This window comes from Bacillus taeanensis, from assembly GCF_003318295.1.
Classification (GTDB): Bacteria; Bacillota; Bacilli; order Bacillales; family UBA6769; genus Maribacillus; species Maribacillus taeanensis.
Window position 1 is genome coordinate 15,846 of the sequence record NZ_QOCW01000029.1, and the last position, 12,409, is coordinate 28,254.

General features: G+C 37.2%; 11 protein-coding genes. 8 read left to right on the top strand and 3 right to left on the bottom strand.

The annotated features are described in order from the left end of the window. Window positions 1–26 precede the first annotated feature (26 nt). On the bottom strand, window positions 27–1,331 hold the full coding sequence (locus tag DS031_RS19865) for an esterase/lipase family protein (protein WP_113807934.1): 1,305 nt from the start codon (window positions 1,329–1,331) through the stop codon (window positions 27–29). Between the two features lie 246 nt (window positions 1,332–1,577). Here DS031_RS19865 and DS031_RS19870 point away from each other — a divergent pair, with 246 nt between their 5' ends. Then, window positions 1,578–2,129: a DNA-3-methyladenine glycosylase I gene (locus tag DS031_RS19870; RefSeq protein ID WP_245947575.1), complete on the top strand. Its 552-nt coding sequence runs from the start codon at window positions 1,578–1,580 to the stop codon at window positions 2,127–2,129. 172 nt (window positions 2,130–2,301) lie between these two features. Here the strand turns inward: DS031_RS19870 and DS031_RS19875 are convergent, their stop codons facing one another. Then, window positions 2,302–3,774, bottom strand: coding sequence for an alanine/glycine:cation symporter family protein (locus DS031_RS19875; protein WP_113807938.1), 1,473 nt, complete (start codon window positions 3,772–3,774; stop codon window positions 2,302–2,304). Between the two features lie 537 nt (window positions 3,775–4,311). After that, entirely contained in the window at window positions 4,312–5,373 is a 1,062-nt protein-coding gene (locus DS031_RS19880; protein ID WP_113807940.1) for a lactonase family protein, read from the bottom strand. Window positions 5,374–5,678: 305 nt separating this feature from the next. On the opposite strand from DS031_RS19880, the gene DS031_RS19885 reads away from it, so the two are divergent. From DS031_RS19885 to DS031_RS19915, 7 genes are all read left to right on the top strand, one after another. Next, complete coding sequence (locus DS031_RS19885; protein WP_181833265.1) at window positions 5,679–6,320, top strand: TetR/AcrR family transcriptional regulator; 642 nt, start codon at window positions 5,679–5,681, stop codon at window positions 6,318–6,320. Window positions 6,321–6,388: 68 nt separating this feature from the next. After that, complete coding sequence (locus DS031_RS19890; protein WP_113807944.1) at window positions 6,389–8,320, top strand: BglG family transcription antiterminator; 1,932 nt, start codon at window positions 6,389–6,391, stop codon at window positions 8,318–8,320. A 218-nt stretch (window positions 8,321–8,538) separates the two neighbouring features. Next, the gene (locus DS031_RS19895) at window positions 8,539–8,853 is read left to right on the top strand and encodes a PTS sugar transporter subunit IIB (protein WP_113807945.1); all 315 of its coding nucleotides are present in this window, start codon (window positions 8,539–8,541) and stop codon (window positions 8,851–8,853) included. Between the two features lie 158 nt (window positions 8,854–9,011). Beyond that, on the top strand, window positions 9,012–9,323 hold the full coding sequence (locus tag DS031_RS19900) for a PTS sugar transporter subunit IIB (RefSeq protein ID WP_113807946.1): 312 nt from the start codon (window positions 9,012–9,014) through the stop codon (window positions 9,321–9,323). Between the two features lie 12 nt (window positions 9,324–9,335). Then, complete coding sequence (celB, locus tag DS031_RS19905) at window positions 9,336–10,682, top strand: PTS cellobiose transporter subunit IIC (RefSeq protein ID WP_113807948.1); 1,347 nt, start codon at window positions 9,336–9,338, stop codon at window positions 10,680–10,682. A gap of 45 nt (window positions 10,683–10,727) precedes the next feature. Then, on the top strand, window positions 10,728–11,057 hold the full coding sequence (locus DS031_RS19910) for a PTS sugar transporter subunit IIA (protein ID WP_113807950.1): 330 nt from the start codon (window positions 10,728–10,730) through the stop codon (window positions 11,055–11,057). Then, a complete protein-coding gene (locus tag DS031_RS19915) occupies window positions 11,054–12,382 on the top strand; it encodes a 6-phospho-beta-glucosidase (RefSeq protein ID WP_113807952.1) in 1,329 nt (442 codons plus the stop codon). Before DS031_RS19910 ends, DS031_RS19915 begins: the two co-directional genes overlap by 4 nt. Window positions 12,383–12,409: the final 27 nt, after the last annotated feature.

Genomic DNA, 12,409 nt, shown 5'->3' on the forward strand with positions numbered 1-12,409 from the left:
ACATCATACAGCCATTTTTTAAGGGTTTATAAACCGTCCAATATCCATTGATGGGCATCATCTTCATAAAGAAGCTCTAAATGATTAAGCGGCAGCACATCTTTTCGTTTTACTTGGTTTGCAAACGGTGCAATTCCTTCTGTATAGAGAACACTATCTACAAACAGCAGTCCATCATTTTCCACATCATTTTCAATCGCAAAGCCGTTTATATAAGGGTTATTTCCTGCTAGGACGTGTACAGAAATCGTTTTATGAATAGGAGAAGAGAGCAGCTTCTCAATTAAACAGCCTCCCTCTCGAATAGCTGCGTCAATTCCTCGAGAGTGAAGAATGATATTTTGTCCGCCGTCATAAATCGTTTTTGCCTGCTGCTGCACGGGATATTTGTCATCCCAGCGGTAAAGAAGCTGCGCAGAACCTGGAAATGCCCCACCGTCTTTATAAAGCGTGTAATTTGTTGTATTTATATAAATGCCATAATGAAGAAGAGAATCACAAGCAATTGGAGCACTTATATCCATTTCAAGAACAGACCAATTCGGAGAGACGTGACGAAATGGGAAATCAAGCCCTTTATTAGGTGTACCAAGCATTATATACGTTTCCACTTCACCTTCATAAGGAGCGCCAAAAGAATTTGTAAGGTCAGATAAATAAATCCAAGCAGGAATGCCTCCTTTACTATGGGCAATTACAGTTATTTTTTGTTTATTTGTTTGTTCTTTTATTCGTTTGATGACATTAGACAGCTGCACAGCCTGCATCCAATTATCGCCGTGAGGATGAGCGAATGTTACCGCATATACCTCTTTTCCAGCCGATGATAGAGTTTGAAGAAGGCCATCTTCTTCGTTAAAGGACTGACACCATGCTTGATTTGCATTATGACCGGCCCCATGCACGAGCAGAATTGGATTCTCTTTTGATGGTTTTGATGCAGGGAGACAGTGAAGCAGCACATCATAGGAAGGCGGCTGTGCAGACTCGAAAAAACGGATAATCTCTTCATCTTTCTGTTCAACTTGTAAAATGAATTTTTCCGGTTTTAACAGCTCTTGTTTTCCGCGAATCCGCTCTACCCAACCCCAATATTTGCTATCTTCGTATCTGCTAATTATTTTATATGGAAGAGGCTCATCTTCCTGTGTTAATAGAAGTGTAGGATTAGATAGTGGGGTATCTTTGGCTTGATCTTTTACCTGTTTAGATATATGCTCGGGAGAATTCTTTTCGCTTTCTTCTTGTTCAAATTCAAGGTTTTCGTGTTTGTCCTTTTTTAGAGGCAGCCATTTAACCAGTGATGCTTTGATTCGTTTCCAAAATGCCATTTCTCACACTCCTTCTTTAAGAGCTGAAAATCCTGTTTGCGAAGCAGAAACATTGAACAAAGATGAACAAGCTCTAAAACAAATGGTTACAAACTATAAAGTTCCCGCTTTTTTAAAAAGAAAACTTGTAGAATAAAAAGACTCTATTATTTTAGAAATTGTGGTGATAACATTGCCTTTAATAGGGTTAGTAATATGTTGGATGAGGAATGTTATGTTATAAGGGCTAGTAAAAGGGGTGATAAAGTGAAAAAGCGGTGTGAATGGGTGACAGATGACCAGCTGTATATAAACTATCATGACATTGAATGGGGCAAGCCTGTTTATGAGGAGCGGAAATTATTTGAGATGCTTATTCTTGAAGGAGCACAAGCGGGTCTTAGCTGGATTACGGTTTTAAAAAAGCGTGAAAATTACAGAGCAGCATTTGATGGATTTGATGCTGAAAAAATTGCAAACTATGATGAAGCGAAAATAGATGAACTGTTATCTAACTCAGGAATTATCCGCAATAAATTAAAGATTAGGGCAGCTGTAACGAATGCACAAGCATTTTTAAAAGTAAAAGAAGAGTTTGGCAGTTTTCGTGAGTATATATGGGGCTTTGTTGATGGAACCCCAATTTTAAACGATTGGAATGATGTTAGGGAAATTCCTGTTACAACACCAGAATCTGACGCAATGAGCAAAGATTTAAAGAAGCGCGGCTTTAAATTTGTTGGTTCAACGATTTGTTATGCTTATATGCAGGCAGTCGGAATGGTAAATGACCATACGAAAGAATGTTTTTTATATTAGGCTAAAGAAAAGGAAAGAGGCTGAAATTTTTCATTTCCAGCCTCTCTTGGTGTTTCACGTGCAACAATTTGTCAGATAATTAAGATATTTGTCGCTAAAAAGCTTAGTCATTGTAAATAAAAAAAATCCTTAACCGTGGTCAAGGATCTTTTTTATTTGTATCTATAACTTTTTAAGAAGAGATATTTTTCCGCTGGTTTACTGCGTCTGTATTGTTGTATTCTTCTTCCCAAAAGTCAGCATTTTTAATACCGATTTTGCTAGGTTGAAATACAGGGTCTTTTCCTTCTTTTCGCTGTGCTTCGTAATCTTTTAATACAGCTAATGCTGGCTTTGTTAGAAGTAAAATCGCAATAATATTTAACCATGCCATACTTCCTACCCCAACATCGCCTAGTGCCCAAGCAAGTCCCGCGGTTTTAATACTGCCGTAGAAAACAATTCCTAATAAAGCAATTTTTAAGACATGCTCTGTCCAAACGCGTCTTACTTTACCGTTAATATAGGCAAGATTTGTTTCTGCCATATAATAATAAGCCATAATCGTTGTAAAAGCGAAGAAAAGTAAAGCGATGGCAACAAACGGTGCACCAAAACCTGGGATCGTTGATTCAATAGCCTGCTGTGTATAAACAGGACCTGGTTCAACGTCTCCAAGGTTATTTACGATAGGGGCTGCACCTTCTGGTTGGACATTGTACATCCCTGTAATAAGAATCATAAACGCTGTTGCAGAACAAATAAATAATGTGTCTACATAAACAGAAAATGCCTGTACTAACCCTTGTTTTGCCGGGTGTGATACTTCTGCAGCGGCAGCGGCATGAGGAGCAGTACCTTGTCCTGCTTCATTCGAATAAATACCACGTTTTACGCCCCAAGAAATAGCTGAACCAAGTATTCCACCGAAGGCAGCATCTGCACCAAATGCGCTTGAGAAGATAAGTGAAATGACACCAGGAATTTCTGAAGCATTGGTGAAAACAATAAATAAAGCAATTAAAATGTATCCAACTGCCATAAACGGCACAACAACCTGTGCAACGCCTGCAATACGTTTTACACCACCGAAGATAATTGCGGCAAGAAAAACAACTAATACAATGCCGGTAATAGTTGGGCTAATTCCAAATGCATTTTCCATTCCTAACGCAATACTGTTTGCTTGTACGCCTGGTAAAAGCATCCCTGTTGCAATGACTGTTGCAACTGCAAATAATACGGCATACCACTTCATGTTTAGGCCTTTTTCTATGTAGTATGCTGGACCCCCGCGGAACTGGCCGTCTTGTTTTGTTTTGTATACTTGTCCAAGAGCAGATTCAACAAATGCAGAACCCGCACCTAAAAAGGCGATTAACCACATCCAGAAAACAGCACCAGGTCCGCCAAAGGCAATTGCGGTCGCAACGCCTGCAATGTTTCCGGTCCCAACTCTTCCAGAGAGGGCAAGTGTTAATGCTTGGAAAGAGGACACTCCAGCTTCAGAGCTTTTGCCTTCAAACATTAATTTAATCATTTCTTTAAAATATCTTAACTGTAGGAAACGAGTGGCAATAGTAAAAAATAATCCAGCTCCTAAACAAAGATAAATAAGTGCAGGGCTCCAAATAATACCATTTAACCAATCAACAAAAGTTTCCATTAAAATCCCCCTTTGATTTTAGGATACTTCCTAAATATACAATATTCTAAAAATTTTATAAACTATTTTATAAAAGTTTTAAAAGAAATATTTTTCCAAGTTTATGAAATCTCTTGAAAAGAAAATTCTTATTTCGTTTTTATTTTTGCATAAGTAAATTTAGGTTGCATCGTATTTGTCAGGAAATATCCCAATGAGATTTAATAGCTAATAAAAAAGCGGTAAAATCTAGGTCTATTGATACAATTATTTTCTTAAAGTACTAAATCTATATTAGGAAAGAAAATATCCTTAACAAATTATATAAGAGATATAAAAATTATAAAAGAGTTAATCTATTCATGATGTGTATTACTATTAGCGGAGAGTTTGCAGAAGTAAGATAGAGAAAAACATATATCGCTTTAACTTAATTTGCGGCTATTACGTTGATTCGAAGTGTTAAGTTGAATTCTCATCGTCCTTAAACGAAAAAAGAATACAGCGAACTAAAATAAGGTTCGCTGTATTCCAATCATATTCCTGCTTCTATTTCATCTAAACGGTTAAAAACTTTACGCAAACTGGATCAGGAACTGATACAGTTGAATCAAGAAGTGTCAGCTTTCCAGTTGCTTCATCTCTTGAGAAGAGCACAAGGCTGCTTGAATCTTGGTTTGACGCCACAACAAATTTTTCTGTTGGATCAAGTACAAAGTCACGCGGCCAGTTTCCTTCTGTAGAGGTACGATCAACAAATGTAAGTTCACCTGAAGCTTCATTTACACTGAAAACTGCAATGCTGTCATGTCCGCGGTTTGCGGCATATACAAAGCGGCCGTCAGAAGAAATATGAATCGCACTTCCTTGATTATTTTCTGTGAAGTCTTCTGGAATTGTTGAAACAGCCTGCAGTTCTTTAAAGCTGCCGTCTTCAGAATTATATGCTAGGACGAGAACTTCTGAGCTGAGCTCTGTCATAATATATGCGTACTTTCCGTTAGGGTGGAATACAAGATGTCTAGGACCGCTTCCAGGAGAAGTAGACAAGCTGTTTACTTCTGTTAATTCGCTATTATTTAATTCATATGTAACGAGTTTATCAATACCTAAATCAACAACAGCGACATATTTTTCATCAGGAGTAAATCCTGTATAGTGCACATGAGGTTTTTCTTGGCGCTCTTGATTAGGACCAGAACCTTCATGCTGGATAACCGATACGGCAGGGTTTACTGTACCGTTTTCTTTATTAATAAGGTAGGATTCAACAGTTCCTTTATGATAGTTTCCTGTTACAACAGTGCGGTTTTTACTATCCACACTAACATGACAAGGAGATGCGCCTTCCGTTACTTGGTTATTTAACGTTGTAAGATCACCTGTCTCACTGTTAACTGCATATGCAGCAACCCCGCCAAGTTCCCCTTTTTTTACAACCGCATAAAGCGACTGATTGTCTTCACTAACTGTTACGTATGTAGGGTTGTCTAGTACAGCTGCCTCTGTTACTTCGCTTAATTTTCCCTCTTTCGTATCCAAGGTGAATTTATAAATTCCTTTGCTGTCCCCTTTTGTGTAGGTGCCGATATAGCCAATAAACTTACTGTTATCTGCCATGATAATTTGCTCCTTCCAAAAAAATTTACTGCTGTTATTATATCATAATTTAATTTTATTAATTTTCATAATACTAAACAAACTTTTTCCGTTGGGAAGCGGAAAAAAAGTATCTTTATATGTAAGCGCTTTTAAAGTAAAGTAAAGAAAACCTAACTCTTAGTATAAATGATGAGAGTTGAGCGGATGCTTTTAAATTAAATGATCTTGATTGTAAAACGTCTCCATGCTACTATTTTTAGATAAAGTTAACACAGTGTAAATAGTTATTTACAAGTCGTCTTATGTTGATAGGAGAACGCATGATGGATGAAAAGTGGAAAAAGTCATTAAAAGAATATCGAAACGATAGACGAGAAGAAATTGTTGAAGCTGCATTAGAACTGTTTTTAGAAAAGGATTTAGCGAACGTAACAATGAAAGATATCGTTGCCAATGCCTCTATTAGTCGCGTGACATTATATAAGTACTTTAAATCAGTTCATGAAATTGTCTTTGAAATTCAGATGAAAGTGTTTCGTGAAATGAATCAATATTTGCTGCAAAGTATGGCAAAAGGGGAAAATGGCATTTATAGGTTAAAATTGTTATTTGAGGCAATGCTGGTGTTTTTTGATAAAAAACCTAATTATCTTCGCTTCATGAGTCTGTTTGACCATTATTATCGAAACACCTATCCAACCTCAGAGCTAGAAGAAAAATATAAAGTCTTTTTAAAAGATGAAGTAACATGCTTTTATGTCATACGAGAAGGAGTAAAGGATGGTTCCCTGCGCAGTGATATTGATGAGGATTTAGTTATTTCTATGGTTGGAAATACGCTTGTTGGAATGGGACAACGCATGGCTGTGCGCGGTCATTTAATCGGCAGGGAACAGGATGTTAACCCTAAGGATGTGCTCCAGCAAGTATTTAATGTTCTTTATGAGTTTTTAAAGGCAGAGTAAGTACACTTTGTGAAAATAAAAACATGAATAGAGAGATTTAAAGAAGTGTATGGGAGGGAGAAGGAAGAATGGGGAACGGGCGTATTATAAGTATTTTACGTGAGCTAATGGCAGCAAAATCTCCTTTAACAAGTGACTATTTAGCATCAGTTAATCAAGTTACATCAAGAACAGTTAGAAGTGATATTAAAGAATTAGACACACTCCTTTCTAAGCACGGAGCAGCCATTAAATCTGTCAGAGGAACTGGATATGAGCTTACCGTCCAAAATGAGCAGCTTTTTCGTCAATTATTACAAAAACTTTCTGACAATGATTCTGCCGTGCAGGGCATTCTTCCATCCTTACCGGAAGAGCGTGTTCAATTCTTAATTAACCGCCTTCTTCTTACCGATCAGTTTGTGAAGCTTGAAGAGTTAGCAGATGAGCTGTACATTAGTAAATCAACGATTCAAAATGATTTACGAGATGTAAAAAAGATACTACAAAACTACGGCATTACGTTAGAGACTCGTCCAAACTATGGCTTTCGCTTAAAGGGAGAAGAAGCGAAACTGCGGTACTGCATGTCAGAATATTTATTTGATCGAACAGAAACTGAATTGGACTTAATGAATGCTAATCTTTCTATTCTTCCAAAAGAAGAAATGAAAGTAATTAGAGCGATTATTTTAGAGCAAATAAAGGAAAATGACATTTCACTTTCCGATATTGGCTTAAATAATTTAATTATTCATATTGCGATTGCTTGTAAACGAATAAGAAACAAAAACTATGTTTCATTATATCCGCAGGAATTAAAAAATATTATTAATCAAAAAGAGTATGTGGTTGCAGCAAACATCGTTTTAGAAATTGAACGAGGTTTACATGTAGTATTTCCACAAACTGAAGTAGCATATATTGCGATTCATTTACTGGGCACAAAGATGATCGTCGATACGGATATGAGCGAAAAAGAAATTAAAACAGTTATTAATCAAGAAGTTTATCAACTTACAATAAGTATGCTTGATACAATTGAAACAAAACTTCACTTAGGCATTCGGCATGATAAAGAGCTGCTTATTGGTATTAGTCTGCATTTAAAACCCGCAATTAATCGTTACCGCTATGGAATGAATTTAAGAAATCCAATGCTTGATGCGATTAAATCAAATTATCCACTCGCCTTTCAAGCAGGGGTTGTAGCAGGAATGGTTATTAAGCGTGAGCTGGGAATTGAGATTCATGAAAATGAAATCGGTTATCTTGCCCTTCATATAGGAGCAGCGATTGAACGGAAAAATATGGGGAATGAGCCAAAGCGATGCATGATCGTATGTGCTTCAGGAGTTGGTAGTTCAAAATTATTATATTACAAGTTAAAATCAAAATTTGGGTCAAAACTTGAAATATTAGGAACTACTGAATATTATAAATTACATCAAACGTCTTTACATGCGCTGGACTTTCTTATAAGTACCATCCCTATTGCCGATTCATTCTCTATTCCAGTTATTGAGGTAAATACAATTCTAGGCGGCCATGACCTTGAGAAGATTGAGAAAATAATTGTTGAGCAAACATCTCCACCCTTTGAATATACAAATGAGAAGTTAGTATTTTTGCAGGAGAAGTTTGAAACAAAAGAGCAAGTACTGCATTTTTTAGGCGATAAATTGCGCACATTAGGTTTTGTGAATGAGACCTTTATTGACTCTGTCTTTGAAAGAGAAGCTGTGTCACCTACTTGTTTTGGTAACCTTGTCGCAATTCCCCATCCAATGATTCCGCAAACAGATACAACATTTTGGACCATTTGTACATTGCAAAAACCAATAATGTGGGAAGACAAGCATGTTCAGTTTGTTTGTTTATTAAGTGTACAGAAAAATAGCACTGAAGACCTACAAAAGATGTATAAGTTATTAGGTAAAGTAGTAGATGATCGAAGCATGGTTCAGCAGCTGTTGAAATGTAAAAGCTATCAAGAGTTTATTGAAGTCTTTTCAAATTAAAATCTTATTATCCTTATATGAGGTTGTTTTCATAGGGTCTATCCCGTGAAGGCAACCTTTTATTTATATTTTAGGAATGCTGAGTTTTATGAATACTTCATTATTTTATTTCCGTTGTGTAACGGAAAAAGGTTATGTTTAAATGTAAGCGCTTTTAAAATACAATAAAACTATCAAAAGAAAGCGAAAACATTTACTAATACAAGGGGGATTTATACATGAATATTTTATTATGTTGTGCAGCAGGAATGTCAACAAGTCTACTCGTAACAAAGATGGAGAAAAGCGTGGTGGAACAAGGGAAAGAATATAAGATTTGGGCGGTTTCAGGAGACACAGTAGGAAATCATATTGATAAGGCAGATGTCTTACTGTTAGGTCCGCAAGTACGTTATTTACTGCCGCAGATGAAAAAGCTGGGTGATTCAAAGGGCGTACCGGTTGATGTTATTAATCCGGTACACTATGGAACATGTAATGGCGCAGAAGTAGTAAAAACAGCAGAGCAGATGGCGTCAGCAGTAAACAACTAATTCGTTTTAAACAGTAAAAAGTTAATTAAGTTTTTTCCGTTATAAAGTGAAAAAAGAGTAGATTTAAATGTAAGCGCTTTTCAAACAAGATAAGGTTATCAGAAGAAAACAGTGTAAAAATAAAAAATCATATAACGAAACATAAGGGGGATTTATACATGAATATTTTATTATGTTGTGCAGCAGGGATGTCGACAAGCTTACTCGTTACTAAAATGGAAAAAAGTGCAGCGGAACAAGGGAAAGAATATAAAATTTGGGCAGTTTCAGGAGATACAGTAGGAAATCATATTGATAAGGCAGATGTCTTACTGTTAGGACCGCAAGTACGCTACTTACTGCCGCAAATGAAAAAATTAGGTGAATCAAAAGGTGTACCTGTTGATATCATTAATCCAGTTCATTACGGAACATGCAACGGCCCTGAAGTGTTAAAAACAGCAGAACAATTAGCTTCAGTTTCTCAATAGGGAGGGTTAGAGATGGATAAATTTACGAGCGTTATTGAAAATAAAGTAATGCCAATTGCCGGTCGTCTTGCAGGTCAGCGCCATTTAAACGCATTACGCGATGGAATCATTTTAACGATGCCGCTTATTATTATCGGTTCGCTGTTCTTAATTTTAGCGAACCTGCCGATTCCGGGTTGGTTTGAGTTTTGGGCAGGAATTTTCGGGGATCAATGGGCGACGAAGCTTATGTACCCTGTAGGTGTTACTTTTGATATTATGGCGCTTATCGCTGCATTTGGTATTGCTTATCGTTTAGCTGAAAAGTACGATGTTGATCCACTGACAGCCGGAGCAATTTCTGTTGCTGCTTTCTTACTAGCAACACCATATCAAGTGTCATTTACGCCAGAAGGTGCTGCAGAAGCAATCATGGTTGGCGGCGGCATCCCAGTTGCTTTAATGGGAAGTAAAGGATTATTCGTTGCAATGATTATCTCCATGCTTTCAACCGAAATTTATCGCTTTATCGTTCAAAAAGACATTGTTATTAAAATGCCTGACGGAGTACCGCCAGCTGTAACGAAATCATTTGTTGCTCTTATTCCAGGTTTTGTGGTTATTACGTTAATTTGGTTAGCACGTATTCTTGTTGAATCCACTTCATTCAATGATCTTCATAACCTTGTTACACAAGTAGTTGGTGCACCGCTTAGTGCGTTAGGCGGGACACTTGGAGGAAGTTTAGTCGCTATCTTTGTTGCAATGTTTTTATGGACAACGGGAATACACGGTATGAACGTTGTATCGGGTGTAATGGCGCCGATTTGGTACGGTGCAATGGATGAAAACCGCATTGCTTTTCAAAATGGTGAAGAGCTGCCGAATATTTTTACAACACAATTTTTTGAAATGATGAATGTTGGTGGAAGTGGTGCAACATTTGCACTTGTATTATGTATGATTTTACGAGCACGAAGTAAGCAGGTAAATCAGTTAGGAAAGTTAGGCTTTGGTCCTGCGCTTTTTAATATTAATGAACCGATTATTTTTGGATTACCAATTGTTATGAATCCGATGATGATGATTCCATTTATTTTAACACCGCTGCTTACAATAACAGCAACATATATCGGAATGACAACAGGATTAGTTGCAAAGCCGGCAGGATTAGCTGTTCCATGGACAATGCCGCCGATTTTACACGGGTATTTAACGACAGGTGGAAAAATTTCCGGTGCAGTGATGCAGCTAGTTAATATCGGAATAGCATTTTTAGTGTATTATCCATTCTTTAAAATGTGGGATAAACAAAAGTTTATTGAGGAAGGCGGAAATGAAACCGTTCAGCCTGAAGAAAAGAAAGCAGCAAGTATTTAAAGAAGTCACATATTTTGTTTCAGATAGATAAAGGAGGAAGAAACCATGAACAATTTAGAAGAAACGATTTTTAAAATTATCCTGCATGGGGGTAATGGAAGAAGTTCAGCGATGGAAGCAATTGCTGCCGCAAAGCAGGGGGATTTTGAACTGGCAAAAGAAAAATTACAAGAAGCCGGAAAGGAGCTGAATGAAGCGCATCATGTTCAGACATCGCTCATTCAAGGTGAAATCAGGGGGGAAAAAAGTGAAGTCTCGCTTTTAATGGTTCATGCACAGGATCACTTAATGAATGCAATGACAATGAAAGATTTAGCTGGAGAGTTTGTTGATTTGTATGAGGCTGTTAAATTATCTGGAGGTGTTAAGTTATGAGTAAAGGACTAAAAATCGTAACAATTGGCGGAGGATCTAGTTATACACCTGAACTGTTGGAAGGATTTATTAAGCGTTATGATGAGCTTCCTGTAAGTGAGCTTTGGCTTGTTGATATTGAAGCGGGAAAAGAAAAGTTAGAAATTGTTGGAAATTTAGCGAAGCGTATGGTGAAAAAAGCAGGACTTCCAATTGATATTCATTTAACGCTTGATCGCCGTGAAGCATTGAAAGATGCAGATTTTGTTACAACACAATTCCGTGTAGGCTTACTTGAGGCGCGTGCTAAAGATGAAAGAATTCCATTAAAATACGGCGTCATTGGACAAGAAACAAATGGCCCTGGCGGATTGTTTAAAGGACTTCGTACGATTCCAGTTATTTTAGATATCGTCAAAGACATTCAAGAATTATGTCCGAATGCGTGGCTTGTAAACTTTACAAATCCAGCTGGCATGGTAACAGAAGCGATTCTCCGCTATACAAATCATAAAAAAATTGTTGGTCTTTGCAATGTGCCAATTGGGATTGAAATGGGAATCGCAAAACTATTAGATGTCGAACACTCCCGCATTCGTATCGATTTTGCAGGTCTTAATCATATGGTTTATGGTTTAGATGTTTATGTTGATGGTGTAAGCGTGAAGGAAAAAGTTATTAATCTATTAACAGACCCTAATAACAGCAGCTTTGTAAAAAATATTGATGGACTAGGGTGGGAGCCAGGATTTTTGAAAGCTTTCAATGTTTTAACTTGTCCATATCATATGTACTATTACAAAACAGATGAAATGCTGGAAAAAGACTTGAAAAACTATGAAAAAGGCGAAACACGTGCAGAAGTTGTGAAAAAATTAGAAGATGATTTATTTGAACTTTATAAAGATCCGAATCTAGCAATTAAGCCGCCGCAGCTAGAAAAACGCGGCGGAGCTTATTACAGTGATGCTGCAGTAAGACTTATTTCTTCTATCTATAATGATAAACGTGACATTCAGCCGGTAAATACAATTAATAATGGTGCAATTGCGGGTATTCCAGCGGATTCTGCAGTAGAAGTAAGCTGCATGATTACAAAAGATGGTCCTAAGCCGATTACAGTTGGGGAACTTCCAGTTGCTGCAAACGGATTAGTACAGCAAATCAAATCATTTGAACGGATCGCTGCGGAAGCGGCTGTGACTGGTGATTATGATACAGCATTGCTTGCGATGACAATCAATCCGCTTGTTCCAAGTGATCGTGTTGGAAAAGAGATTTTAGACGAAATGTTAGAAGCGCATAAAGAACATTTACCACAGTTCTTTCAAAAGGTAGAAGCATAATTTTACATTTGACTAATGATCCTCCAT